General features: G+C 73.6%; 21 protein-coding genes. 4 read left to right on the top strand and 17 right to left on the bottom strand.

Going from position 1 to position 26,341, the window contains the following annotated elements; all coding sequences use genetic code 11:
* Positions 1-9 precede the first annotated feature (9 nt).
* From Mco01_RS14675 to Mco01_RS14665, 3 genes are all read right to left on the bottom strand, one after another.
* On the bottom strand, positions 10-1,488 hold the full coding sequence (locus Mco01_RS14675) for a phenylacetate--CoA ligase family protein (protein ID WP_204057442.1): 1,479 nt from the start codon (positions 1,486-1,488) through the stop codon (positions 10-12).
* A complete protein-coding gene (locus Mco01_RS14670) occupies positions 1,485-2,156 on the bottom strand; it encodes a flavodoxin family protein (RefSeq protein ID WP_204057441.1) in 672 nt (223 codons plus the stop codon). Before Mco01_RS14670 ends, Mco01_RS14675 begins: the two co-directional genes overlap by 4 nt.
* A 207-nt stretch (positions 2,157-2,363) precedes the next feature.
* On the bottom strand, positions 2,364-3,653 hold the full coding sequence (locus tag Mco01_RS14665; protein ID WP_204057440.1) for an acyltransferase family protein: 1,290 nt from the start codon (positions 3,651-3,653) through the stop codon (positions 2,364-2,366).
* A 346-nt stretch (positions 3,654-3,999) separates the two neighbouring features.
* On the opposite strand from Mco01_RS14665, the gene Mco01_RS14660 reads away from it, so the two are divergent.
* Both Mco01_RS14660 and Mco01_RS14655 read left to right on the top strand, forming a co-directional pair.
* Positions 4,000-5,331, top strand: coding sequence for a phenylacetate--CoA ligase family protein (locus Mco01_RS14660; RefSeq protein WP_204057439.1), 1,332 nt, complete (start codon positions 4,000-4,002; stop codon positions 5,329-5,331).
* Positions 5,315-5,482 (top strand): DUF6052 family protein, encoded by a 168-nt coding sequence (locus tag Mco01_RS14655; protein WP_157099297.1) that lies wholly within the window; start codon positions 5,315-5,317, stop codon positions 5,480-5,482. The genes Mco01_RS14660 and Mco01_RS14655 overlap by 17 nt, the downstream gene beginning before the upstream one ends.
* Positions 5,483-5,576: 94 nt before the next feature.
* On the opposite strand, the gene Mco01_RS14650 is transcribed toward Mco01_RS14655, so the two are convergent.
* The 8 genes from Mco01_RS14650 to Mco01_RS14615 form a co-directional block, all read right to left on the bottom strand.
* Entirely contained in the window at positions 5,577-6,731 is a 1,155-nt protein-coding gene (locus Mco01_RS14650) for a cellulose binding domain-containing protein (RefSeq protein WP_204057438.1), read from the bottom strand.
* 337 nt (positions 6,732-7,068) lie between these two features.
* Positions 7,069-7,926 carry a prephenate dehydrogenase gene (locus tag Mco01_RS14645; RefSeq protein ID WP_204057437.1) on the bottom strand — a complete coding sequence of 286 codons (858 nt, stop codon included), beginning with the start codon at positions 7,924-7,926 and terminating at the stop codon, positions 7,069-7,071.
* A 30-nt stretch (positions 7,927-7,956) separates the two neighbouring features.
* Positions 7,957-8,994 carry a 3-deoxy-7-phosphoheptulonate synthase gene (gene aroF, locus Mco01_RS14640; RefSeq protein WP_204057436.1) on the bottom strand — a complete coding sequence of 346 codons (1,038 nt, stop codon included), beginning with the start codon at positions 8,992-8,994 and terminating at the stop codon, positions 7,957-7,959.
* Between the two features lie 249 nt (positions 8,995-9,243).
* Positions 9,244-10,047, bottom strand: a complete 804-nt coding sequence (locus tag Mco01_RS14635) for a TIGR03084 family metal-binding protein (protein WP_204057435.1) — start codon at positions 10,045-10,047, stop codon at positions 9,244-9,246.
* A 316-nt stretch (positions 10,048-10,363) separates the two neighbouring features.
* Positions 10,364-11,470, bottom strand: coding sequence for a carboxymuconolactone decarboxylase family protein (locus tag Mco01_RS14630; protein ID WP_204057434.1), 1,107 nt, complete (start codon positions 11,468-11,470; stop codon positions 10,364-10,366).
* Positions 11,471-11,485: 15 nt separating this feature from the next.
* A complete protein-coding gene (locus Mco01_RS14625; RefSeq protein ID WP_204057433.1) occupies positions 11,486-13,141 on the bottom strand; it encodes an FAD-dependent oxidoreductase in 1,656 nt (551 codons plus the stop codon).
* Positions 13,138-13,707 (bottom strand): DUF5987 family protein, encoded by a 570-nt coding sequence (locus Mco01_RS14620; RefSeq protein WP_204057432.1) that lies wholly within the window; start codon positions 13,705-13,707, stop codon positions 13,138-13,140. Before Mco01_RS14620 ends, Mco01_RS14625 begins: the two co-directional genes overlap by 4 nt.
* A 38-nt stretch (positions 13,708-13,745) precedes the next feature.
* Positions 13,746-14,336 (bottom strand): SigE family RNA polymerase sigma factor, encoded by a 591-nt coding sequence (locus tag Mco01_RS14615; protein ID WP_204057431.1) that lies wholly within the window; start codon positions 14,334-14,336, stop codon positions 13,746-13,748.
* 246 nt (positions 14,337-14,582) lie between these two features.
* On the opposite strand from Mco01_RS14615, the gene Mco01_RS14610 reads away from it, so the two are divergent.
* Positions 14,583-15,437, top strand: coding sequence for a metallophosphoesterase family protein (locus Mco01_RS14610; protein WP_239103609.1), 855 nt, complete (start codon positions 14,583-14,585; stop codon positions 15,435-15,437).
* A gap of 385 nt (positions 15,438-15,822) precedes the next feature.
* A complete protein-coding gene (locus Mco01_RS14605; RefSeq protein WP_204057429.1) occupies positions 15,823-16,599 on the top strand; it encodes a helix-turn-helix domain-containing protein in 777 nt (258 codons plus the stop codon).
* Between the two features lie 49 nt (positions 16,600-16,648).
* Here the strand turns inward: Mco01_RS14605 and Mco01_RS14600 are convergent, their stop codons facing one another.
* The 6 genes from Mco01_RS14600 to Mco01_RS14575 form a co-directional block, all read right to left on the bottom strand.
* Positions 16,649-16,960, bottom strand: a complete 312-nt coding sequence (locus tag Mco01_RS14600) for an antibiotic biosynthesis monooxygenase family protein (protein WP_204057428.1) — start codon at positions 16,958-16,960, stop codon at positions 16,649-16,651.
* Between the two features lie 141 nt (positions 16,961-17,101).
* Positions 17,102-18,502, bottom strand: coding sequence for a cytochrome P450 (locus Mco01_RS14595; protein WP_204057427.1), 1,401 nt, complete (start codon positions 18,500-18,502; stop codon positions 17,102-17,104).
* Complete coding sequence (locus Mco01_RS14590) at positions 18,499-19,032, bottom strand: flavin reductase family protein (protein WP_204057562.1); 534 nt, start codon at positions 19,030-19,032, stop codon at positions 18,499-18,501. Before Mco01_RS14590 ends, Mco01_RS14595 begins: the two co-directional genes overlap by 4 nt.
* A 39-nt stretch (positions 19,033-19,071) precedes the next feature.
* Positions 19,072-19,512: an acyl-CoA thioesterase gene (locus Mco01_RS14585; RefSeq protein WP_036320378.1), complete on the bottom strand. Its 441-nt coding sequence runs from the start codon at positions 19,510-19,512 to the stop codon at positions 19,072-19,074.
* Between the two features lie 2 nt (positions 19,513-19,514).
* The gene (locus tag Mco01_RS14580; protein ID WP_204057426.1) at positions 19,515-25,316 is read right to left on the bottom strand and encodes a type I polyketide synthase; all 5,802 of its coding nucleotides are present in this window, start codon (positions 25,314-25,316) and stop codon (positions 19,515-19,517) included.
* The gene (locus Mco01_RS14575; RefSeq protein ID WP_239103608.1) at positions 25,313-26,341 is read right to left on the bottom strand and encodes an enediyne biosynthesis protein; all 1,029 of its coding nucleotides are present in this window, start codon (positions 26,339-26,341) and stop codon (positions 25,313-25,315) included. Before Mco01_RS14575 ends, Mco01_RS14580 begins: the two co-directional genes overlap by 4 nt.

Raw genomic sequence — 26,341 nt, 5'->3', positions numbered from 1 at the left:
GCACCCCCGTCAGGTCGTGATCGCGTAGCGGTGGGCCACCTGCCGGGCGACCACCGCGGCGTGGTCCGCCTCGGTCCTGTTGTCCAGGATCCGGGCCGCCTTCCAGCTCACGAAGGCGCCGGTGTTGGTGACCGGGTCGAGCTCGGCGTCGACCGCGATGCCGGCGCTCACCCCGGTCCGCTCGCGCAGTCGCGCCGCCACGCCCGCGCCGACCGCTGCCGCGTCGCCCGCGATCCTCGGCAGCAGGTCCATCCGCACGGTCACCCGGTCGCGGCCGTCCTCGTCCCGGTCGATGACGACCTGGTACCCGAGGCAGCCCCGGACGCCGTCGAGGACGGCGGACTCCAGCTCGGCCGGCTGCAGGGTCGCCTCGCCCAGCCGGATGCGGTCGGCCACCCGGCCGACGACCTCGACGACCGGGCCGGGCAGCGGGGAGTCCGCGGGCGCGTCCTCGATCCGTACGAGGTCGGCCGTGCGGTAGCGGATGAGCGGCTTGACGCCGTCCACGAGCATGGTCAGGACCAGCTCGCCCTCGCCGCGGTCGCCGAGCGGCGCGCCGGTGTCCGGGTCGACCAGCTCGGCGATGTAGTTCAGCTCGGACAGGTGGAGCCGGCCGGTGTCGGCGCCGGTGGCGATGCACAGCGCCTCCTGCGAGCCGTACAGGGTGGGGTGGACCGTCGCGCGCGGCCAGATCGACGCGACGTTCGCGGCGAACTGCGGGGTGCAGATCTCGCCGAGCACGAGGAACATCGCGACCGGCAGCCGGGACAGGTCGTACCCGTAGTGCAGGGCGGCCTTGGCGAGGCTCAGGCAGAGCGCCGGGGCGCAGACGATCACCTCGACGCCCAGCTCCTCGATGAGCCGCAGCGCCTTGCGGAAGCCGACGCGGGGCGACTCGGGCCAGATCTTCACGTGGCAGGCGCCGAGCGACGCGGTGACCGCGGTGAACACGTCGCCGAACGCGTACAGCTCCGAGGGCCCCATGAGCCCGACGACCGGCAGGCGGTCGCCGAACCGGGAACGGAAAAGCCGCCGCCACGACTCCTCGACCGCGGAGTTGCTGGTCAGGATGTCGCGGACGCCGCGGGGGCAGGGGGTGGACGGGCCCGTCGTGCCGGTCGTCTCGTAGAAGATGCTGGCGTCCGCCGGGCTCCCCGACAGCACGTCGTACATCTCCCTGCGCAGGTCGTCCTTGGTGGTGAACGGCAGGGCGGACAAAGTCCGCGGGGTGACCGCGCCGACGTCGATCCCGGCCAGGTGGCGCCGGTAGAACGGGGAGCGCTCGGTGACGTGCCGCAGCACGGCCCGCAGGCGCTCGGCCCGCCAGCGCGACCAGTCGCCGGGGGTCATCTCGCCGGCGTGGAAGCGGTCGAGCACGCGCTGGTAGTCCCGCCAGAACGCCTCGTCGCCGGCCGGCTGCCGCAGGACGGTGGTCTCCGCGGCCGGCAGCGCCGCCGGGAGGAGGCCCGCGGCGGGCGGGGGCGTCACAGGTGCTCCCGCAGTTCGTCGAGCGCCAGGCCGACCCGCTCGTTGCGCTCGCCGACGCCGAGGACGTCCCGCCGCCCGGTGAGACGGCGGTGCTCGTTGAGCAGGTCGATCATGTCGATCATGCGGTCGACCATGCGGGCGACGTTCGTCAGGCCCTCCTCGTCCTTGGCCGCGTCACCCCGGTGCAGGGCGTGGACCTCGGCCGGGAACCCGCTCCCGACGACGATCATGCGGTTGAGCAGCGCGTTGACGGTGAGCTGGGCCCAGACCTCGCCCGCGCTGTAGCGGCGGGCCACCGCGACGATCCCGGCCACCTTGTTGGCGAGCGGCCGGTCGAAGCGCAGGTAGCCGACGCCGGCCCGCTCGATGAACGTCTGCATGAGGCTGGCCGTGCCGAAGCCGTGCACGGGCGCGGCGTAGATGATGCCGTCGGCGGCGATCATCTTGTCCACCACCCCGGGCACGTCGTCGGTCTGCTCGCACCGGATCGTGCGGTCGTTGCAGTCGCCGCACGGGCCGCAGCGCAGCATCCTGATGTTCCGCAGGTCGACGGCCTCGAAGTCGACGCCCCGCTCGGCGGCGACCGACGCGGCGTGCCGCAGCACGTCGGCCGTGTTCCCGTCCCTCTCGGATCCGTTGATCGCGACGATCTTCGGCGTTGCGGTCACGATGGTGTGCCTCCTCGGCGAGCGCGTGCGGCGCCCGCACCGGCGGGCGCCGTGGTGGTCGTGAGCTGTCAGAGGGGATCCGGTGTCCGTGCGCCGGGGAGGTCCCCTCCCCCGGATGTGCCGCGAGGCCGCCGCCGGCTCCCGGGCGCGCCGGGAACCGGCGGCCGGCCCTCGCGATCGCGGTGTCCCGCCTGGCCTCCCGCGCGGTCAGCCCTCCGCGGGGGCGAGCGCGGCGCCCGGTTCGCGCGCCGCGCGCTCGCGCCGGCCGCGCAGCCGCTGCACCGGGCGCTCGATCAGGTAGTGGCTGGCCGTGGCCACGATCACCGTGCCCACCATCACGTACGCCAGCAGCGGCCAGAACCCGACGTCCCCGCGGAACGACTGGGAGGTGCCGGGGTGGACGCCGAAGATGCTGGCGTTCTTGAACCAGAGGTGGATGAACGGCACGTGCCACAGGTAGATGCCGTACGAGATCTTGCCGAGGTAGCGCACGGGCGGGGTGGTCAGCGTGGCGTCGATGAGACGCGACCGGGCGCCCGGCACTGTCAGCGGGGTGACGATCAGCACCGCGAACGCGAACAGCAGCGTGTGCATGATCAGTTCCTGGCCGAAGGCGCCCCAGGTGCCGGCGCCGGGCTCGCCGAGCGGCTTGGGCACGTTGACGACGAACACGACCAGGGCCCCGAGCCACAGCAGGTTGGGGTGCTTCTTGACGAACCGGTAGAGCCCGGGCGTGGTCCCGCTGACCTCCGCGTACGCGGACACGGTCGCGAGGGCCATGCCCGCGGCGAAGAACCCGATGTACCCGAACGGCCAGAAGTTGAAGTACCACACGTAGGCCGAGGTCGCGGGCAGGTAGGCGAAGGCGATCCACGCGTGGCCGATGAGGGCGATGGCGGCCAGCGGGACCAGCATGCGCAGCATCCGCGTCCGCGTGTCGGCGGCCCTGCGGGCGTACCGGTTGACGACCACGGCCAGGATCGGCAGCGACACGTAGAAGAACGCCTCGGCGGGGACGGTCCAGGTCGGCTCCATGCCGATGAGCCAGTTCGCCGGGTCGACCGTGAACAGGAAGTGGAGCAGCAGGACGGGCTTGAGGACGTCCCACACACTGCCGATGCTGAAGAAGTTGAAGATCAGCAGGGCGACGGCGGTCAGCACCCAGTAGCCCGGGATGATCCGCAGCACGCGGCCCCACAGGAAGCGGCCGGCGGACGGCCGTGGGGTGCCCGCGAGGATCGAGCGGGCGAACGAGCGGTACAGCAGCAGGCCCGACAGCACGAAGAAGGGCGGCAGGCAGACCTCCAGCCCCTCCGTGATGAAGCCCCAGATGCCGGCGCCCTTGTCGTTGATGTGGTTGCTGACCCCGGCCTCGTAGGCCACGTGGAAGACGACCACGCCGAACGCCATGAGGCCGCGCAGGCCGTCGAACCTTGGTTCCCTTCTCGCGCCGGGCGACGCCACGCGTGGCCCGCTCGACGCCTCAGTTGCCACCATTCGGTGTCTCCCGTCATGTATGCATCAGCTCGACCGACGTCGTTCCGGCCAGTCCATTCACGGGCAAAGGGGAATCTGCCGATCCTGACCTGGCCATCCTTACGTCAGAGCTGCATGACGGACATCTCCTGAAATGCTTGAATAGAGACCTTACGGAGCGCCCTATTGGCAAGTAAGGTAATGACGCTACTAATAGGAGACAATCGCTCTAAATAGCCCCAATACCGCATTTTCAGAGATGTGCGGCCGAGCCGTCCGGCGTAACGATGTCGGAGCCAGGCTCGGCGGATCGACCGTTGCCTTTCGCGGCCGAGGCCGGGTCCGGCCCTGACCTCAGGGAGACGTGATGGCATCGTTCGAGCGAGTACGCCCTGACGAGCTGGAGTACTGGAACCGCAGGGCGGAGACCATGCCGCGCCAGGACCTGGCGGAGTGGCAGTGGCGTAAATTGCGGCGCGCCCTGGAGCGCGCGAGGAAGCAGTCGAAGTTCTGGAGCGAGCGCCTCCCGGACGACATCCGGTCGCTGGACGACTACGTCGCGCGGGTCCCGCTGCTCCGCAAGTCGGAGATCATCGCCGCCGAGCAGGAGGCCCCGCCGTACGGCACGCTGCCGTCCGTGGACCCCTCGCTCGGCATCCGGTACCACCAGACGAGCGGGACGAGCGGGGACCTCCCCGTCCGGACCTTCGACACCCCCCACGACTGGGTGTGGGGCGTCGACGTGTGGTGCACCGTCCTGTACGGCATGGGGGTGCGCCCCCAGCACAAGGGCCTGGTCGCCTTCGGGTACGGCCTGTTCATCGGCTTCTGGGGGATGCACTACGGGCTGGAGCGCATGGGCTGCACGGTCGTCCCGGCCGGCGGCCTCGACTCGCGGACCAGGGTGAAGCTCCTCGTCGACCACCAGATCGAGGTGCTCGGCTGCACGCCGAGCTACGCCATGCGGCTGCTGGAGACCGCCAAGGAGATGGGCGTCGACCTCGCCGTGGACGGCAACGTCCAGATCATCATGGCGGGCGGCGAGCCCCGGCCCGAGTCGACGACGCGGGCCATCTCCGAGGGCTTCGGCGCGCGGGTGTTCAACGCGGCCGGCACCACGGAGTTCGGCACGGTGTCGATGTTCGAGTGCCCGTCGCTGCACGGCGGCTGCCACATCATCGAGACCGCCATCATCGAGGAGGTCCTCCACCCCGACACCCTGCGCCCGGTGGACTACGGCGAGGAGGGGATCCGGGTGACCACCGGCCTCGGCCGCGAGGGCATCCAGCTGTTCCGCCACTGGACCGACGACCTCGTGGTCAAGCGGCCCTGGCACGAGTGCGGCTGCGGCCGGACCTGGGACTGGTACGACGGCGGCATCCTGGGCCGCCGCGACGACATGCGCAAGATCCGCGGCGTCTCGGTCACGCCGGTGATGATCGAGGACGTGCTGCGCGGCTTCGACGAGGTCGGCGAGTACCAGACCGTGCTGCGGACCGTCCGCGGGCTCGACACCATCGTCCTGCGGATCGAGCCCAAGGCCGATGGGGGCCTCGACCTCGCGGCGCTCGGCGAGCGGGTCAGCACCGCGGTCAAGCGCGAGATCGGCATCCGTCCCGACGTGGAGTACGCCGAGCCCGGCACGCTCCCCCGTTTCGAGGTGAAGGCGGCGAGGTTCCATGATGAACGGTCGGGCTGAGCTGTCGGCGGACCAGGAGCAGCGGCTCCTTGAGTGCCACGCCGCGCTGACGCGGCTGGCCGACGAGTGCGAGGTGCCCGCCGTCCTGACGGCGGTGCGCATGGCGGCCACCGAGCTCCAGGTGGCCGTCGAGGGTCAGGGCCTGGACTGACCCGGGCCCCCGCGGCCCCTCCGGACGAGATCCCGCACCGGCCAACCCCCCGTCGCCGGTGCGGGATCTCTGCGTCACCCCCCGATCGGGCCGATCAGCCGGTCGTGCAGGCGCGGCCGTTGAGGGTGAAGGCCGTGGGAGACGGGTTGCTCCCGGAGTGCGTCCCGTTGAACCCGATGCGCACGGAGGCGCCGGGCTTGAGCGTCGCGTTCCAGCTGAGGTTGGTCGCGCTGACGCCCGTCCCCGACTGGGCCCAGGTGGCCGACCAGCCCGACGTCACGTGCTGCGTGGACAGCGGGAACGCGAACTCCAGCCGCCACCCGTCGATCGCCGTGCCGCCCGTGTTCGTGACGAGGACGTCGGTGGTGAAGCCGCTCTGCCAGCTCCACGCCGTGTAGGTGACGGCGCAGCCCGAGGAGGGCGGAGGCGACGACGGCGGCGGAGACGAGGGTGGGGGCGACGACGGCGGCGGGGACGCCGGAACGCCGGGAACGGTCAGCGGCTCCGACGGGTTGCTCAGGTCCTCGGACGTGCCCCGCGACACCACCTGGAAGGCGTAGGTGGGCTCACTGCCGGTCGACACCATGGTTCGCGGAAGGGAGGTGGAGTCCACGTGATCCCAACCGGTGGAGGAGCGGCGGAACACCTCGAAGTACGTACCGGCCGGGTTGCCGCTCGAGTTCCACGACAGGAACCCGGTGGTCGGCTCCCCCGGATACGGGTCGAACCTCAGCGCCGTCGGTGTCTGCACCGGCATTGTGGGAGTCGGGCTGGGGATGGGCGGGTAGGCCGTCGCGTTGGCGCGGACGAGGAGGCTGGCCAGGCTCCGGTTGCCTGCCGCGTCGACGGCCACCACGGAGAACAGGTAGTTGCGGCCGTGGATGAGACCGCTGACGACGGCGGTGACCTCGTCGGCCGAGGTCGTGATGCTGGCGTTGACGCGGCTGAAGTCGTTGTTCGTCTGGCCGTGCGTCCAGGCGTACACCTCGTACCCCGTGACGCCGACGTCGTCCGTGGACGGTTTCCAGGCGAGGCCGGCCGCGCCGTCGGTCTGGACGTAGCGGGAGGTGAGGCCGCCCGGCGTGCTGGGCGGGGTGGTGTCGGCGGTGACCGCCGCGACGGGGGTGCGCGCCGCGCCCGCGGCGGGGGTCAGGCTCGCGCCGGCCAGGGCCGCCGTGGCTGCGGCCGCACAGGCCGCGAGCAGCAGGCCGCCGCGCACGGCGGCCTTGCGGGGACGGTGAACGGGCATGGGACCTCTTTCATCCGGGCGGCCGTGTCCCCCGGACCGGGCCGCGGCGTGCAAGGTCGGAAATGGTGCCGTCGCGCAGGGAAGGGGCGCTCCTCGGGCCCGCCGGCCGGTGAGCCGCACGGTGCCGGGCGCGCGCGGCCGTTCTTGGCCGTCACTCCCCGTTCGTCCTCCACGCCGGAACGGTCGGCGGACCGGTGAGGACTCTCTTCAGATCATGCGATGCGCGGGTGGCGCGGTCCAGCCTCCGCGTTCCCGGATCACCGTCTCCACGGCCGTTCCCCAGGTCAGCTCCGGCTGCAGCGGATGAATGTTTCAGCCCGTCCCGCGGATTCCGTCCTCAGGCGACGCGGTCGGCGATGTGGCGACGGCCCTGGTTGCCGCGGGTGAGCAGGTCGGCGAGGCTTCCCGACCGGAGGCGGCCCGAGGCGCGCAGCGCGGAGGCCGCCTCCGCCAGGTCGCGCACCACGTCCTCCAGCACGGCGGCCACCTGGTCGGCGTTGTGCTCCAGGATGTCGCACCACAGCACGGGGGCGCCGTTCGCGATCCGCGTCGTGTCCCGCAGCCCCCGCCCGGCGAGCGACAGGACCGTCTCGTCGGCGGCCGCGAAGCGGGCGGCGAGCGCGGCCGACACCAGGTGCGGGGCGTGGGACACCTCCGCCACCACGCGGTCGTGCTGGTCGGGGGCGAGGATCCGGGCCCGTGCCCCGCAGGCGCGCACCAGTTCGGCGGCCACGCGGAGGGTCTCGGCCGGCAGCGCCGGATGCGGGCACAGCGCCCAGGGACGGCCCTCGAACAGGTCGGGGTGCGCGGCCGCCGGGCCCGACAGCTCGCGGCCGGCCATCGGGTGGCCGGGGACATAGGCGGACACGTCGCATCCGGCCAGCTCGGCCTCGGCCAGGATGCGGGCCTTGGTGCTGGCGACGTCGGTGTAGACGACGCCGAGCCCGCGGTCCTGGGCGTCGCGCAGCACGGCCGCGACGGTGGAGGGCGGGGTGGCGACGACCACCACGTCGGCGGGCGGGTCGCCGGCGGCCAGCGGCGCGCCCGCGCCCATCAGCCTCGCCTGGGCCAGGGCGGCCGGGTCGCGGTCGGCCAGCGCGACGTGGGCGCCGGCGCGGCGCATCGCGAGCGCGATCGAGGTCCCGATGACGCCGGTGCCGATGACGGTGACGCGGCGGAGGGCGGTCGTTTCCATCGGTGCTCCCGTGATCCCTCGCCCTCGCCCTCAGCCGGCCACCAGCTCGCCCGCGGGCTGCCGGCGGCCCATGAACGCGGTGAGCTCCGTCACCGACCGGGCCAGCTCCTCCAGGTCCTCGTGGACGAGGGCCTGCGGCCCGTCGCACAGGGCGATCTCGGGGTGGGGGTGCACGTCGACGATGACGCCGTCCGCGCCGGCGACGACCGCGGCCCGGCTGAGCGGCAGCACCAGGTCGCGCCGCCCGCCCGAGTGCGACGGGTCCACGATGACCGGCAGGTGCGACAGCCGCTGCACGACCGGCACCGCCGAGATGTCGAGCGTGTTGCGGGTGGACGGCTCGAACGTCCGGATGCCGCGCTCGCACAGCACGATGTCGAGGTTGCCGCGCTGGGCGATGTACTCGGCGGCCATCAGCCACTCCTCGATCGTGGCGTTCATGCCGCGCTTGAGCAGGACCGGGCGGCCGGCCTCGCCGACGGCCTGCAGGAGCGCGAAGTTCTGCATGTTGCGGGTGCCGACCTGCAGCATGTCGGCGTACGACGCGACGGTCTCGACGTCGTGCGCGCCGACGACCTCCGTGACGACGGGCAGGCCCGTCTCCTCGCGCACCTCCGCGAGAATGCGCAGCCCGCGCTCCCCCAGCCCCTGGAACGCGTACGGCGAGGTGCGCGGCTTGTACGCCCCGCCGCGCAGCAGGGTGGCGCCGGCCGCCTGCGCCATGCGGGCGGCAGCGAGGGTCTGGTCGAGGGTCTCGACGGCGCAGGGCCCGGCGATCAGCGTGACGGTCCTGGGGCCGATCGGCACCCCGGCCACCCTGACCGTGGACCGCTCGGAGTGGTGCTCCCGGCTGACCAGCTTGTACTTCGCCGATATGCGCACCACGTTGCGGACGCCGGGCATGCCGCGCAGGTTCAGCGTGGCGAACTGGTCGACGTCGCCGACCAGGCCGATGATGATCCTGCTCACTCCGCGGCTGACGAACGCCTCGCCGCCGGCCGCCTCGACGAGCTCGACGATCGCCTGGATGTCCCAGGGGGTGGCGTCCGCGGCCATCACGATAACCATATGTGCACCGACCTTTCTTCGCCTTTTCTCGCTGCCGTGTGTTTCTCGTACTTTGATTTTCTGACGCGGACGGCCGGTGGGCCAGGCGAAGGAAAGGCAGTAAGTTGCCCGCCGGCAACCGCTTCCTGTCATTTCCGCGGAGCGGCGGGCGGGCGCGCCGCCCTCCCCGTCGCCGGCCGGGCCGGGGCGCCCGGCCGGGACGCGCGAGGGCGCCGCGGTCGCGGGGTGGGGCCGTGGGGACGGCGGCGCTCAGTGCTGCAGCACGGCGAACTGACCCGGCGTGCGCCCGGCTCCCGCCGGCCCCCGGTACGCCTGAGCGATGTCGAGCCACTGGTCGGCGTCGGCGCCGACGGCCGACACGTCGAGGTCGTCGCGGTGCCGGCGCCGCGTCACGAGCAGGCAGAAGTCGGCGGCCGAGCCGACGACCCGCTGCTCCGCGTCGGCCGGCCCGAACTCCCACACCTCGCCCGAGGGGGCGGTGAGCTCGTAGCGGAACTGGACGTCCGGCGGGGTCAGGCCACGGGCCTGGTAGCCGAAGTCCCTGGTCAGCACCGCGAACAGGCACAGGTGGCGGATGCGGTCCGTCCGCTCGAAGCGGGCCCCCACGGCGTCGGCGATGTCCTGCCCGTGGGCGAAGACCTCCATGAATCCGGCGCAGGCCAGCACGGCAGGCGGGAGCGGGTTGACCAGCCACGGCACCGTGGCGTCCTCCGGGACCGCGCCCAGGGCCGCGATCGTGGACGCCCTCTGGGCGCGCCAGCGGGACACCAGGTCGTCCGGGGAGAGGCCGGCGTACTCGCCCAGTGCGGCGTTGACGGCGGCGTCGAAGCCGTTCTTGGCGCGCGCGGCGATCGCCTCGAACGCCGCGGGGTCGGCGGCCGCCGCCCCGGCGATGCGGAAGATGAAGTCCAGGTGGGCGACCTGGTCGGCCACCGTCCAGCCGGGGGCGGGAGTGGGCCGCGCCCACTGCTCGGGCTCGAGGCCGGCGACCAGCCGGTCGACCTCGTCGGCCTCGGCGGTCAGGTCGCGGAGCACGTCCTCCAGATACGTCACTTGCCCGTCCTCTCGCTCGCGAATCGTCGGTGGGCGCTCGTCGCCGCGGCGGGCGTCCGAACGCCGTCCGCGGGGTGCGGCGGCCGGGAGGGCGCGGGAGTTCCGGCCGGAAACCGCCGCCGGATTCAGCATGCGTCGCGGCGGGAAACGCGGCATCTCCGGGCGTGCCATTCCTCGCGCCTTTTCCCGTGCCCCGATTTCGGCCCGAATTCCACCCGCAATTCCACCCGAATTCCACCTGGATCGCGCCCGCACTCCGCGCCGATCCGCGGGCGAATTCGCGCGGCGGGCGGGCGCCGTTCTGCGCCGGGGCGGCTCAGGCGGTGGCGGGCGCGGTGAGGGGCGCGGTGGCGGGCGCGGCGGCGGCCAGGGTCCACGCGCCGGTACGGCGCGCCGCGGCCATCGCGGCCCAGGAGGTCAGCTCGACCAGCGCACTGTCCGAGGGCGCGGTGCGGCGGTAGTCCGCCACCACCCAGTCGTCCACCTGGTAGGAGGCCATGGCGGTCAGCAGGGCGAGCCGGCCCGCGGCCCGGTCGGCCTCCGGCAGGCCCGAGAGCGGACCGGCGGCCCAGGAGCGGCCGAGACCGGGCGGGGATCCGTCCCAGGCGGCCAGCGCCGCGCCGACGAGCGCGCGGACCGACTCCGGCACCGAGCGCTCCCCCGCCGCGTCGACGGCGGCGGCGGCCCGGGCGAACGCCTCCGCGAGCACGTCGCCGCCGGCCGTCCAGGCCAGGTCGGAGGCGGCCGGCGCGGGGGCGAGCAGCTCGACCGACAGGCCCGGGGTGGCGGCCCGGCGCGCGGCCGGGCTCATGACCAGCCCGAACAGCCGCATGAGGCCGGGACGGGCGCGCGCGGGCACCTCCGGCGGCAGCGGCGAGTCGCCCAGGAACACGTTCACCATGCGGTTGAGGTACTGGAAGGCGACCGCGACGGCCACCAGCTCCCTCGCCTCGTCAGGCGGCGACGGCAACCGGCTCGCGACGGCGGTGTCCCGCCGGCCGAGGTCGCGCGCCCATTCGGCGACCCGCCGCACACCGGGATCGGGGATGTCGGCCGGCCGGCCCTCGGCCAGCTCGGCGGCGTACCGGCCGCGGGCGAGGCCCCGCAGGGTCGCGCCGTGCACCTGCACGCAGTACGGGCAGGAGTTGCCGAGCGACACCACGGTCGCCACGACCTCCTTGAGCGCCCTGCTCGCCGCGCCGGACGCGAGCAGCGACTCGCGCAGCACGGCCCAGGCGGCCGCGAGGACCCCGGGGGCCGGAGAGTGCAGGACGACGGGCGGCGCGAGCATCCCGAAGTCGCGCTCCACCTGCGCGTACACCGCGGCCACCGGGTCCGGGGCGCCGGACGGCCGCACCGGGGTCACGTGGCGCACCTGCGCCAGGGCTCCACGCAGCGTCGCGCGGCTGAGGATCTCGCCCATCGCCGTCTCCTCTCGCTACTTGCGCATCAGGCTGGGGACCAGGTCGGCCACGCCGCGGCGGCCGCTGGTGGCGCCGGACGGCGCCGGGGCGCCGTACGTCACGTCGACGCCGCGCTCCTGGGCGGCCCGCACGATGCCGGGGACGGCGCGCTCGGCGAGGGCGGCGATCGTCATCGCGGGGTTCACGGTGAGCGCGCCCGGCACGGCGGAGCCGTCGGTGACGAAGATGCCGGGGTGGCCGCGCAGCTCGTTGCGGTCGTCCAGGGCCGAGGTGCCGGGGTCGTCCCCGATGCGGCACGACGACAGCGGGTGGACGGTGTAGGCGCCGACCACGTCGTTCGTCCACGCGGTGACCTCGGCCAGGCCGTCGCGCTCCAGGATGTCCTTGCACTCGGCGTCCGCCATCGCCCAGGCCCGCAGCGTGGTCTCGTGGGGGTCGTAGCGGAGGCGGCCGAGCCCGAGCATCTGCTGGGAGACGCGGTCGGCGTTGCCCGCGGCCGGCGGCGGGCCGAACACGCCCTCGTTGTCGTCCTCGATCATCTGGAAGATGATGAGCCACGACTGCCAGCGCTTCAGCATCTCCTTCTTCCGCGCGCCGAACCAGGTCGGGCCGCCGGTGTCGGCGACCTGGGCCAGGATCGTGCCGAGCCCCGGCGGGAAGTAGAGCTGCTCCAGCGAGTAGCGGGTGTACTCGGGCAGCGAGCCGTCGAGCCGGTCCCAGTTGGCCACGCACGGGCCCTTGCCGATCTGGTTGGCGGCGTAGGCCAGGCCGTCGTCGCGGCTGAGGCCGAGCACCTCGCGCACCCGGTCCTCGTTCAGGACGGCGGTGTTGAGCCGTTCGCCGTTGCCGGAGAAGTAGCGGCCCACGGCGTGCGGCATGGTGCCGAGGTCCGCCTCGCTGCGCTGCAGGATGACGGGGGTGGCCCCGGCGCCCGCGGCGAGCACGACCACCTTGGCGTCGATGGTCCCGCCGGCGGACCGGATGCGGTAGTCCTCCCCGTCGATGAGGTCGTAGTGCACCCGGTAGCCGCCGTCCTGCGTCCGGGTGATGCGCTGCACCTCGTGCAGCGGCCGGATCTCGGCGCCGTGGGCGAGGGCCGCGGGGAGGTAGTTGAGCAGCAGCGACTGCTTGGCGTCGAACCGGCAGCCGGCCATCATCCAGTTGCAGTTGGTGCAGCTGCCCCGGTCGATGGCGGCCGGGACGGGGTTCGCCGTGCGCCCGGCGTGGTCGCAGGCGGCGGCCCACAGGCCCCCGGCGTACGTGACGTCGTTCCAGTCCTGCTTGGTGATCGGGATCGCCTCGGCCACCCGGTCGTACCAGGGGTCGAGGGTGTCGCGGCTGACCGAGGCCGGCCACATCCGGCGCCCGATCGAGCCGTGCCGCTCGAAGACGAAGCGCGGGGCGCGCGGCATGGCGGCGAAGTAGACGACGCTGCCGCCGCCGACGCAGTTGCCGCCGAGGATGCTCATCCCGTCGCCCACGACGAAGTCGAAGATCCGGGTGTACGACGAGCCCAGCATGAAGTCGTGCTCGAAGTCCTTCGCGGCCAGCCACGGGCCGCGCTCCAGGATCACGACCTTCGCGCCCCCGGCGGCGAGGTGGTAGGCGGTGATGGCGCCGCCGAAACCGCTTCCGACCACGAGGACGTCCGTGCGCTCTGTGCTGGTCATGCGGGGCTCCCTGAGGGGGTCGTGTCCGGGTGCAGGCGGGCGAGCGGCCGGCCGTACGAGAACCGGGGGAACCGCCACAGGCCGTCGGGGCCGGGAGCGGTGACGCCCATGGCGGTCAGGCCGGGGTGCCCCGCCGCGATGGCCTCGGCGGTGTGCATGTGGGCGGCGGAGTCGTAGGCCATGTTGCTGAACAGGGTGAGCATCACCCAGAACTGCTTCTCCGGGTGACCGGGCGCGGTCAGCCGCTGCACCAGGGCCGTGCGGTGCTCGAACGGCAGCGCCACGAACGGCGGGACCGACGCGTCGAGGTCGAGGCCCTGCTCGGCGGCGTACGCGGTGGCGTGGTCGTTCAGCAGGAGGGCGAGGTCGTCGAGTCCCTCGGACACGCCGGTGGCGTCCCACTCCAGCAGCTCGATGGCGCCGGCGGCGACCGCGCCGCCCCCGGGCGCCGCGCCGGCGACCGCCCTGTCACCGGGGTGCCGCTTCTCGCCCGGGACGATCGTGTCGGCGAAGGCCTCCAGGGTGACGGTCCTGGGCTTCTCTTCGGCTGAGGTGCGCGGCGACATGGGCGTTCCCTCGTGTCTCAGTTCGACTCAGGTCCCCTTCATGGTCCGGCGGGGGTCGCGCCGGGCGCATCTTCCGCATTGCCCTCCGGGTCCCGCGGCAGCCCCGCGGCGTCCGCGGGGTCCTCGTCGGCGGCGAGCTGGGCCCGCAGGGAGGCGCGCAGGGAGGCCAGCGCCCGCACGGTCTGGCTGCGCACGGTCGAGCCCTCGCTGCCCAGGGCCGAGGCGGTCTCCTCGACCGTTCGGTCCTCCCAGTAGCGCAGCACCACGGCGGCGCGCTGCCGCGGCCCCAGGCCGGCGAGGGCGTTCATCAGCAGCAGCCGGTCGAGCACGAGCCCGTAGGGGTCGGGTGAGGGGTCGGGCTCGGGCGGCAGGTCGTGCAGGACCTCCCGCGACCAGCGGTGGGAGCGGCGGTCGCTGATGATGAGCCTGAGCATCACGGTCCGGGCGTATCCCGCGATCTTGTCGCGCTGCCGCAGCGTGTCCCACCGCCGGTGGAGCGCGATCAGCGTCCGCTGGACCAGGTCGTCGGCCTCGTGCCAGTCCGCTGACAGCAGGAACGCGGTACGCCGCAGAGCGGGCCTGGCCTCCCTCACGTAGCGCGAGAACTCGTCGTCGTGAGCCTCGGCCATCTGCTCACACTCCAAAACGGCCAACGCGTCCCAGGCACCGCACGTCGGATGGGTCGGGAATGGGTGGCGGGTGGCGGCGCTCGCGGCGGCGTGCCCGCAGTCCTGGGCCAACGCTCCCAGAATTGGCCGCGCCCACCTGGAGCCACAACCCCTATCGGGACGCCCCCCGCCCTTATCCGGAATGAGGGGTCCCTATATCCCCGCGCACCGATTCCCCGCCCTGACCGGCGCGCATACGATCGCCGAGTGGCGGCCGAGGAGACGGGCAACGGGAGATTGCTGGCGATCAGCGACCTCCACGTCGCCTACGCCGAGAACCGCGCCGTGGTCGAGGATCTGCGACCGCGGAGCGACGGCGACTGGCTGCTCGTGGCCGGCGACGTGGGCGAGCGCATCGCCGACGTCGAGTGGGCGCTCGGGCTGCTCAAGGAGCGCTTCGCCACGGTGGCGTGGGTCCCGGGCAACCACGAGCTGTGGACCACGCCCGGCGACCCCGAGCAGCTCAGAGGAGAGGAGCGCTACCGGCGGCTGGTGCAGATCTGCCGCCGGCTCGGCGTGCTCACTCCGGAGGACCCCTACCCCGTCTGGACGGGCGCGGGCGGGCCGGCGACCGTCGTCCCGCTGTTCCTCCTGTACGACTACACCTTCCGCCCGCCGCGGACGACCCGGGAGCAGGCCCTGGCCCGGGCGTACGAGTCGGGGGTGGTGTGCACCGACGAGTTCCTGCTGCACCCCCACCCCTACCCGAGCAGGGAGGCGTGGTGCCGGGCACGGCTGCGTGAGAGCGAGGCCCGTCTGGACGACCGCGACCCCGGGCTCCCCACGGTCCTGGTCAACCACTTCCCGCTGCTGCGGGAGCCGACCGAGGTGCTGCGCCACCAGCCGCTGGCGCAGTGGTGCGGCACCGAGCACACGGCGGACTGGCACCTGCGCTACCGGGCCGCCGCCGTGGTGTACGGGCACCTGCACATCCCCAGGACCACCTGGCACGACGGCGTGAGGTTCGAGGAGGTCTCCCTGGGGTACCCGCGCGAGCGGCGACCCCACCACAGACAGGGTCGCGTGCTCCGGCAGATACTCCCCGAGCGGAGGGCGGCGTGAGCGCCCCGCCTCGCCCCCGCGCGTCCCGGCGCGCCGGCCCGGGGACCGTTCCACACGGCCATAGGGAAGGTTCGCCAGGCCGTACGGAATTCTCCGCCGCCTTTGCCGGCGGAGCCTCCAGGAAACGCGCGAACAATTCCTCAGAAATCCGCGCCGCCGTGCAGCGTTCCGCGTCCCCCGCCGCGTGTAATAACCGAACAGGCGATTAGCCGGCATCGGCGACGAAGCCGGTCGATTCCGCTCGGAATTGCCCGCGGATCCGCGTGGACCCCGCACCGGCCAGCAAGTTCGCCATGCACGTGCACACCGTGACCGTCCGGTCACGGCCTATTGCCGACTGATTCCCGTCGAATTCGGCCGGCGCCTCCGATGCACAGGAGGAGCAATGGACGACGTAATAACGGAGGCCGTCCTGCGGGTTGTGGAAAGCATGCAGGAGAATCTCGGGGAACAGCTCACGATCGATGAGATGGCGCGCACCGCCATGTTCAGCAAGTTCCATTTCTCCCGGGTCTTCCAGCGGGTGACCGGCCTGTCGCCGGGGCGTTTCCTGTCCGCCGTGCGGCTCCGCGAGGCCAAGCGGCTGCTGACCGCCACCACGCTGACCGTGACCGACATCAGCCACCGGGTGGGCTACTCGAGCGTGGGGACGTTCAGCTCCCGGTTCACCAGCAGCGTCGGAGTGTCCCCCACCCGCTACCGCCACCTCGACCGGCTCACCGCTCCGGCGGCCGCCGCCAACCGGCGCCCCGCCCAGGTGCCGACCGCCATGACCGTCCGGGGCGACATCTCCTCTCCCCTGGAGGGGCGGCCCGTCTTCGCCGGGCTGTTCCCCGACCGGATCCTGGAGGGCTGGCCGGTCTCCTACACGGTCATCCACACCCCCGGGCCGTACGTGCTGGAGGACGTGCCCGAGGGGCGCTGGCACCTCATCGCGCAATCGGCGGCGGACGGCCACGAGGGCGCCCTCAACCTCCCGGCCAGCGGCGACGAGGCCCTGTGCATCGGCCGCCACGGGCCGATCACGGTCCAGGAGGGCGCCGGGCCCGAGCAGGCCGACCTGGCCCTGCGGCCCATGAGCGCCTTCGACCCGCCGGTCCTGCTCGCGCTGCGCGAGCTGCTGCCGGCCGGCCTCTCCCCCGCCCTCGCCGTGGGCCGCTGACCGTCCCTCCGGCCGGTCCCGCGCCACGCCGGGAACGGGGGCGAGCCGGTCAGAGGGGGAGGTCGACCGCGACCTCGTGGTGAGCGACGCGGTCCTCCCACCGGGTCAGGGCGCGGCGGGCGGCGTCTTCCAGGACGGCCTGCTCGGGGTCCTCCCCGGCGAACCCGCGCACATCGTCCATGCTGGCGAAGAACGTGACGGAGGTGAACGTCACCTCGTCGCCGTCCTGCCGGCGGAGCAGGCGGGCTCCGCGGAAGCCGGGGACCTGCCGGAGGTGCTCCGCCACGTCGGACTCGTAGTGCCGCTGGTAGTCGTCGGCCTTCTCCGCCGAGGCCCAGCCCCGCCAAACGCGCGCGATCATGCGCCGCACCCGACCCTTCCGTATCGACTGATCCACTCCCTCCAGCATGCCCCGGCGCTCCCCCGGCAGGTGGCCGGTTCCGGAAACGGAGACGGCCGCGGCGGGCGCCGCGGCCGTCGGGGACCGTGTCTCACTCCGTCGTCACTCCCCGGGCGGCTTCCCGGCGGAGCGGACCGTCATCGGCAGGCCGCCCTTGACCCGGAGCGAGAGCATGGGCTCCGGGACGGCCGGGCGGCCCGGCAGAGCCTCCAGGCGCAGCTCGCGGGCGACCATGGCGATCACGAACGTCGCCTCCATCATCCCGAGGTGGTTGCCGACGCAGAACCGAGGCCCGGCGCCGAACGGGATGTAGGCGTAGCGGGGGCGGGTCACCGGCCTGTCCGGGTCGAACCGCTCGGGGTCGAACCGGTCCGGGGCGTCCCAGAACGCCGGGTGCCGGTGCAGCGTGTACGGGCTGACCAGGACGTCGGCGCCCGCCGGGACGTGGTGGCCGCCCACCACGTCGTCGCGGAGGGCCTGGCGCGGCAGGATCCACACGGGCGGGTAGAGGCGCATGACCTCCTCCACCACCATGGCCGTGTACCGCAGCCGCTGGAGGTCCTCGTACCTCGGCAGGCGGTCGCCGAGGACCTCGACCGCCTCGGCGCGCAGCCGCTCGCGCACCTCGGGGTGCCGGTCGACGAGGTGGAACGTCCACGACAGCGTGCTCGCGGTGGTCTCGTGGCCGGCGAGCAGCAGCGTGACGAGCTCGTCGCGCATGCGCAGGCGGCCCACCCGCGGGTCGGTCTCCTCCCGGACGGAGGCGATGAGGCGGGACATGACGTCGTCGCCGCCGGGCCGCGCCTCGCGGTCGGCCACCAGGTGGTTCACGACCCGCTGGAGCTCCCGGCGGGCCCGGCGGAAGCGCAGCTGCTTGGGCAGCGGCACCCACATCGGGACCATGCCGAGCGACACCATCTCGAACATCGCCTGGTCCTGCACGGCCTCGAACGAGTGCCCGATCGAGCCGAAGGACCCGAGGTCGGAGTCGAGCAGCGTGTGGCCGAGGACGCCGAGCGTGAGCCCGGTCATCTCGGCGACGACGTCCACCGGGCCGCCGCCCTCGTGCGCGCGCAGCCGCTCGACGAGGGCGGCCGCCTCCCGGGCGATGGCCTCGTCCTGCCGGGCGATCCGCTTGTTCTGGAACGCCGGCTGGATCATCCGCCGCTGCTTGCGCCACAGCTCGCCCTCGCTGGTCAGCAGGCCGTCGCCGATGGCCCGGCGGGCCTGCACCAGGCCGATGCCCTTGTGGTAGTTGCCGCTGTTGTCGGCGAGGACGTGCTTGGCGTGGTCGGGGTGGTTGAAGAAGTACAGCGTCTTCGGCCCGATGGACAGCTTCACCGCGTCGCCGTACGTCGCGGCCTGGGTCATCAGCCCGAGCCGGTCGGCCACCAGCTTCCGGAACAGCCCGGGCCCCGCCCAGAAGGGCGGGCCCGGGTAGTCCTTCCGCGACTGGGGCGGCCCGTCCGGCACGGCCGCGCCGCGCCGCCGGGTGAGGGTCATGCCGTCACCTCGCTCCAGTCGGGCATGACCTGGCGGAACCTGCTCTGGTAGACGACCAGGGCGTCACCCGCCGGGTCGTGGTCGAGCCACAGGACCTTCCCGATGAAGACCGTGTGGTCGCCTCCGTCGTACTCGCGCCACAGCTCGCACTCGAAGCGGGCCAGGGCGCCGCCGAGCAGCGGTGTCCCGGTCAGCGGGCCCGGCACCCAGTCGACGCCGTCGAACTGGGCCGCGCCGAGCGTCCGGGAGCGGTCGGCGAAGTGGCGGGCCTCGGTCTCCTGGTGGGAGGCGAGCACCGACACCCCGAAGAACCCGGTCTCGGTGAGGCACCCGTGCATGACGGCGGCGCGGTCCACGCAGATCAGCAGGAGCGCCGGGTCGAGGGAGACGGAGGTGAAGGAGTTGGCCGTCATGGCGTGCGGGATGGGGCCGCCGGTCGTCACCACGGTGACGCCGGTGGCGAAGGCCCCGAACGCCCGCCGCAGGTCCTTGCCGTCGACCGCCTGACGGAGGGGGATGGAATCGTGCATGGTCACGCTGATGCCTCCTGGCTCGCTGTCTCGATTGCCCTAGGACGCGTACTGCTCGAGCGCCCTGACCAGGGACTCGGGGACCCGGGAGGGGACCGTCCTGGCGTTCGGCCCCCGCATGCAGGCCACGCGCTGCCTGCCGCGGGCGATGAGCGTCTCGCGCTCCCGCCCGTCCTCGGCGCGGTCCAGCCGGACGTAGTCGAAGCTGAACTCGATCTGGGTCTGCGTGAGGTCGACCAGGCGCATCCTGATGGACAGCTCGCTGAAGGCCGTGATCTCGGCGAAGAACTCGCAGTCGACCTTGAGCGTGAACAGCTTCAGGTCCTCCTGGACGTCGGCCAGCACGTCCGGAGCCCGCTCCTTGAGGAACATCTCCCGGCAGCGTCCCTGCCAGCGCAGGTAGTTGACGTAGTAGACGTTCCCGACGATGTTCGTCTCCTCGAACCCCACCGTGTGGAGGTATTCGAAGTACTTGCCCATGGTTACGACCGCCCTTCGGTGAGCACTGCGATCACGACGGGGTCGGGGGCGTCCCGCAGGGTCGTGACGAGCGTCGCGATCCGCAGGCCGTCCGAGGCCAGCACCGCCCAGGCGTCCCCCGCGCCCGGGAGGACGGCGAGGGGGGCGGTCGCCGGCAGGCCGGCCCTCTCCAGGCACTCGACGGCGGCGAGGACGCGGGCGCCGGCGCCGCCGGGGCCCTCCCCGGTCACCGCGGCGACCTGTCCGGTGAGCGGCGCGCGCGTCCCGAGCGCGTCCGCCCACTCCTGCTCGGTCCGGTCCGCGACCGGGACGACGGCGCAGCCCAGCGGGCCGGGCGCGGCGACCGCGAGGGTCACCCCGGACGCGTGGGCGGCCGACAGGGCGGGTCCGCCCTCGACGGCCGGCCGTCCGTCCTCGTCCCGGACCACCTCGACGGGCCGGCCCAGGGCGCGTCCGGCCGCGAGGGCCGTGCGGGCCGACCGCTCCGCCTCGCCGTCCGGGCCCGCCGGGTCGTACGGCTCGACGGCGACGGCCACGCGGGCGCCGGTGAGGTCCTCCAGCGTCCGCTCCAGGTACGACCCGAGCAGCGGGGCGATCCACGGGCCCCGGCCGTCCTTCTTCCGCACGGCCTGCAGGCGCAGGCCCTCCCACCGCTCGACGACGGCGCCTGCCGCGTCGCGGACGGCGATGTCGTAGATGTAGGTGTCGCCGTCCCGGGAGCGCTCGGTCGCGCAGTAGCGCAGCACCCCCGACTCGGCCAGCGCCGGGCCGCCGCCGTGCCCGATCGACAGGTGCAGCCGCTCGATCGCGGTCGGGAGCAGGGTGGCGTCGGGCACGCAGACCTGGTTGCCGTGCATGAGCGCGTCGCGCATGCCCGGGTCGCCCAGGAGCAGCTCGGCCGGCAGGTAGGGGGCGAACCAGCCGGGCGCGTCGAGCGCGGCGACGTCGGCGTCGACGTGCCGGGCGGCGGCCCGGTGGTACCCGAGCAGCCGGTGGAAGCGGCCGCCCTGGAACAGCACCTCGCCGTACATCTCGTTCTCCGGGTCGAGCGGCACCGGCGGCAGGCCCTCGGCCTGGTCCGGCGGCCCGTCGGGGGCCCTCTCGCCGGTGAACCGCACCCGCGCCCGGAAGTGCTCGACGTCGAAGCCCGTCTCGGCGCTGCGGATGGCGACCTCGGCCGTGTCGTCGGCGGTCAGGACGGCGCCCACGCGGATCGTGGTGCTGCCCTCCGGCGGGATGATGACGGGCCGCAGGAACTCGGCCCGCTCGATCACCGTCACCGCGCCGTCGCCACCGCGCGCGGCGGTGGCCACCTGCGACATGGCCTCCATCCCCAGGACCGCGGGGAACAGGAGGTTGCCGTCGAGGAGGTGATCGGCGAGGTAGAGGTCGGTGCCGGCGTTCATCTCGACCTCGGTGACGAGCTCGACGCCGTGGTAGCGGATGAGCGGGGTGCCGACGAAGCGCAGCAGCGGCAGCTCGGGCGCCTCCCTGCGCACCGTGCCGACGCCCTCGGCGCGTCCGCTGACGACCACCACGGCCGGCGCGTCGGGGTCGGCGACGAGCCGGCGCATGATCTCCACGCCCTGCTCCGGCGAGATCGGCGCGATGCCCTTGCGGACCAGGCCGTCGACGACGGACAGCCGCTCGCCCATGCCGACGTCCGACCAGACCGACCACTCCATGCAGATCGCCCGGCAGTCCGGGTGCCGCGCGGCGAACTCCTCGGTGAGGCCGGCCAGCCACTCGTTGGCGGTGGCGTAGTGCGCCTCGCCATGGAGGCCCGCCCGGCCGATGATGCTGCCGAAGGTGACGAACAGGCGCAGCGCGTCCGGATCGACGGCCGCGAGCACGTTGCGCAGCCCGCCCACCTTCGGGGCGAACGTCCTGCGGAAGGCGTCGGCGTCGAGGCCCGCCAGCCCGCCGGGCTCGTTGCGCCCGGCGCCGTGCAGCACGCCGGTGACCTGCCCCAGCGCCTCCTGGATCTCGTCCACGGCGCGGCGGACCTGCGCGGCGTCGGTGACGTCGGCCCGCGCGTAGTGCACGGCGACGCCGGCGTCCGCCATCCTCCGCAGGTTGGCGGCCAGCTCGGGGTCGGCGGCCGGGTCGGAGCGGCCGAGCACCGCGAGCCTCGCCCCGCTGTCCCCGGCCACCGCCAGCGCGCACTCGGCCGTGATGCCCTTGCCGCCGCCGGTCACCAGCAGCACGTCGGACGGGCCGAGCGGCTGCCGCTCCCGGGCGGGCCGCACGGGCAGGGCCCGCAGGGTCGGCACCCGGCGGGCGCCCGACTCGTCGTAGTGGACCTCGGCGAAGTCCTCCGTCGCGGCGACCTCGGTCACCACCCGGTCGGCCGCGTCGGTCCCGGCCGGGACGTGCACGATCGTCGTCCGGACGTGCGGGGCCTCCAGCCACAGCGTCTTGCCCAGCCCGGCGGCGCCGTTGCCGTGCTGCACGAGCACGAACCGGGTGCCGCGCGGCCCGGCCAGCGCCGCCTTCGCCCCGAGGTGCGCGTGCTGGACGTCCTCCTCGGCGCATTCCGGCGGCAGGCAGACGAGCACGCCGTTCCCGAGCCGCGCGCGCTCCAGCGCGGCCCGCAGGGCCTCGGCGGCCGGGGAGCCCCCGGGAGCGAACACCTGCCAGGTCCCGCTCTCCTCCGCGGCGGTGCGGGCGGGCGCGGGCACCTCGTCCAGGTCGACCGCGAACGGCCGGGCCCAGGAGGCGGCCGGGGCAACGACCTGCGCGGCCGCCTGTCCCCCGTTGCCCACCAGCGCGTCGAGCGCGTCGGCCAGCTCGCGCAGGCTCGCCGTGGCCAGGTTGGTCGGGGCCTGCCCGGCCGGGACGCCGAGCCGCTGGGTGGCCTGGTCGATGATGTGCATGACGGTGACCGAGCTGAGGTGCAGCTCGTCGAGCGGCCGGCTGTCCTCGCCCACCATCTCCAGCGGCAGCTCGGCCCGCTCGGCGGCGAGCCTGCGCAGCAGGTCGATGCTGGACGCGGCACCCTCGCCGTCCTGAACCTCGGTCGCGGCCGCCGGGGACGCCGCCGCGGCGGGCTCCTCGGCGCGGCGCACGGCGGCGCGCAGCTGCACCTGCGGGGCCTGCTCGGCCGGGCTGGCGAAGAACGAGAACTCGGCGCCGACCTCCAGCGGCCGCACGAGCCGGCCGTGGAACAGCTCCTCGTGCAGGACGGGGGCGCCGACGACGTAGGCGGCGCCGGCGACCCGCAGCAGGCCCGCGATCGACTCGTCGTCGGTGTCGAGCGCGACGGCGGGCACGTCGGTCGCGGCGGAGGCCAGGGCGGTGAGCACCCGGCCCGGGCCGACCTCCACGAACAGGTCGATGTCCTTGGCCGCCAGCTCCACCGCCTGGGTGAACCGCACCGGCTCGGTGATCTGCCGGCGCAGCAGCGCCGGGATGTCGGCGTCCGGCCGGAGCGCCTCCGCCGTGACGGTGGAGACCACGCGCCGGGCCACCCGGTCGAACGGCTCGCCGGCGAGTCGCTCCCCGAACGCCTCCGCGGCCGGCTCGACCAGCGGCGAGTGGAAGGCGTGGGACACCGGCAGCGAGGTCCAGGTGAGCCCGGCCTCGGCGGCCCTGCGGCCCACCTCCTCCACCGCCGCGACCGGTCCGGCGACGACCGTCTGCTCGGGGCCGTTGTAGCCGGCGATCACCACGGGCAGGCCCGCGACGAGGTCGGCCACCGCCGGGGGGGCGGCGCGCACGCCGGCCATGGTCCCGGCCTCGGTGCCGTGCTCGGTCATGGCCCGGCCGCGGTCGCCCGCCAGCCGGAGCAGGGCCTCCTCGTCCATCGCCCCGGCCCAGTGCAGGGCCGACAGCTCGCCGAGGCTGTGCCCCACGGCCACCTCGGCCTCGACGCCGAGCAGCGACAGGGCCCGCAGGCCCGCCGTCGACCCGGTGACGATCCGCGGCTGGGCGACCGCGGTGGCCACCATGTCGCCGGCCGTCGGCAGCGCCGCCCGGACGTAGATCTCCTCGACCTCGGCGAGGCGGCGGCGCAGCGCGCCCCCGCTGGTGCCGCGGCCGGAACCCTGCCCGGGGAACAGGAAGCCGATCCTGCCCGGCCCGTCGGCCCGGCCGAGGAACGCCCGGCCGTCCGGGGCGAACAGGCGGTTCTCCCCGCCGTCGAGGGCGTTGACGACCCGGCCCAGCTGCCGCTCGGCGTCGTCGGGAGACGACACCACCACGGCCGCCCGGTACGGCAGGTCGCGCAGCCGCCGCTGGAGGGTGGCGGCGAGGTCGGCCAGCTGGGCGTAGGACAGCGCCGGCACGAAGCCTGCCAGCTCCACCAGCCGCTCCCGGAGGTCCTGCGGGGACGCGGCGTCCACCAGCAGCAGCTCGGCGTCCTGCAGGGAGGCGGCCAGCGTCCGGGTGCGGGAGGGCAGCGACCGGCGGCGCGGGCCGCTCCTCTCCAGCACGACGTGGGTGTTGATGCCGCCGAAGCCCATGGCCGTGATGCCGGCGCGGACCGGCAGGGCGTCGGGCCAGGGCTCGGCCTTGCGCAGCACCCGCAGCGGGGCGCCCTCCTGCGTGAGCACCTGGTGGGGCTCGACGCACCCGATGGCCGGCGGGAGGACCTGCTCGTGCACGGCCATGGCGGCCTTGATGAGCCCGGCCACGCCGGCGGCGGCCTTGGCGTGGCCGATCATGCCCTTGATCGAGGTCACGGCCGCGGGCGGGGCCGCCGCGTCGGCGTCCGCCCGGGCGGTCGACAGCGCGGTGAGCTCCGTCATGTCGCCGACGGCCGTGCCGGTGCCGTGGCCCTCGAACAGGCCGACCGTCTCGATGCCGAACCCGGCCCGCTCGTACGCCCGGCTCAGGGCGAGCCGGTAGCCGCTGACCTCGGGCCGCGTCATGCCGCCCCGGCCGTCGGACGAGATGCCCCACCCGGCGATGGTGGCGTACACGCGGCGGCCCGCCTCGGCGGCGTCCTCCTCGCGCATCAGCACGACCATCCCGCAGCCCTCGCCCGGCCAGAAGCCGTTGGAGTGCCGGTCGTACAGCCGCATCTCGCCCTTCGCGAGGGCGCCCGTCTTGGCGAAGCCGATGATCTCGAAGGGGTCGATCGACAGGTCGACGCCGCCCGCGAGGGCCACGTCCAGGTCGCCGTCCAGCAGAGCCTTGCACGCCGTCGTCACCGACAGCAGCGACGACGAGCAGGCGCCGTCGACCGTGTAGCCGCCGCCGTTCAGATCGAAGTGGTTGCAGATCCGGCCGGCGATGGTGTTGGACAGGCCGCCCGCGAGGGTGTCCTCGTCCACGCCGGGGAACGGGCTCTTGTAGGTCGCCTCCAGGTCCTCCAGGAACGCGGCCAGGCGGTCGTCGTCCCAGCCCTGCTCCTTCAGCACCGCGCCGACCGTCCTGCGGACGTACGGCCAGCGCAGGCGCAGGATGTTCGCCCGGGTGAACTCGCCGGTGAGGGTGTTGCCCACCACGACGCCGGTCCGCTGCCGCGGCAGGCCCTCCGCCTTGGGGAAGCCGGCGTCCTCCAGCGCCCGGCCCGCCATGTCGAGGGCGAGCCAGTGCGTGAGGTCGGTGGACCGGTACGTGCTGCCGGCGATCTTGTAGCCGATCCGGTCGAACGTGTAGCCCTCGATGACGGCCGCGTTGCGCGCGTAGAACTTGTCCGGGACCGACGGATCGGGATCCCAGTAGTCCTCCAGGCGCATCCGTTCGTCGGGCAGACGGCGGAAGGCGCGGCGACCGGCGAGAGCGTTCTCCCACAGCTCTCTCGGCGAGGCGGCGTCCGGGTAGCGGCACGCCATGCCGACGATCGCGATCCTGCTCATACGGACGCCGCCTCTTTCCCGTTCAGCGAGGCGGGGCCGGCCGCGACGGCCACCGGGGCCGCCATCGGCGACGGGGCCAGCGCCGGGTCGGGGGCCTGCGCGGGGGCGGGCGCGGCGGCGGCCTGCTGGCGGGCCTTGTTCACGAAGTGCAGCGCCCAGAAGAAGCCGCCCCGGATGGCGCAGACGCCGGCCGTGGCGAAGAACAGCGCGTACGAGATGTGCACCGCGGTCAGGAGGCCGTACAGGAGGGCGACGCCGCTGCCGAAGGCCATCTGCGAGGCGGGCTTCGACGGGCTCGTGCCCGGGTCGGTGATCATGTAGTTGCTGAACAGCACGAACGCGACGCCGGTCATCATGCCGAGCGCGGCCGGGATCGACGTGCCGAAGAAGATCCCCCGTACGACGGCCTGGAGGGCGAAGGTGCCCACCCATCCGACGATGAGCGGCATGCGGCCGGTCAGCTTGCCGTTCAGCATCGTGCCGCCGAGGATGATGATCGACGGGACCAGCCAGTCGATCCAGGTGTCCACGTTCTCCGTGAAGTGGTACGGCGGGGCGATGCTGGCCCAGGGGAAGACCAGCAGGATGACGGCGATGCCGAAGTTCGACGGGTTCATGAAGTGCCGCATCCGGCCCTTCACCGGGGCCCGCAGCACCCACTTGGCGCCGACGGCGACCACGACGCCGAAGATCAGCACGAGGACCTGGTCGTTGACGTAGGTCAGCATGTTCATGGCCAGGCTGGTGATGTGCGCCGGGTACAGGAACTCGACGAGTCCCCGCAGGCCGTTGCCCTTGTAGCGGGGCGCGCGTCCCTCCGCCCGGGCGCCGATCCACTCGAGGCCGATCTCGGTGGTGTAGCCGGTGGCGAGGGCGAGGAAGGGCCACACCCACGGCTGCTCGAAGCCGAGGACGGTGTACCCGATGATGTTGAAGACCGAAATCGAGATCGCGAAGTTCCTCAGCGCGATGACCACTTTGGGGTCGTGGCGCGGCCCCGCGGCGGGTGGGGTGTTCTCAGCCAT

The sequence above is a fragment of the Microbispora corallina genome (assembly GCF_016863035.1).
GTDB lineage: Bacteria > Actinomycetota > Actinomycetes > Streptosporangiales > Streptosporangiaceae > Microbispora > Microbispora corallina.
Note: the sequence above shows the minus strand (reverse complement) of the source record. Positions and strands in the feature narration are given on the sequence as shown.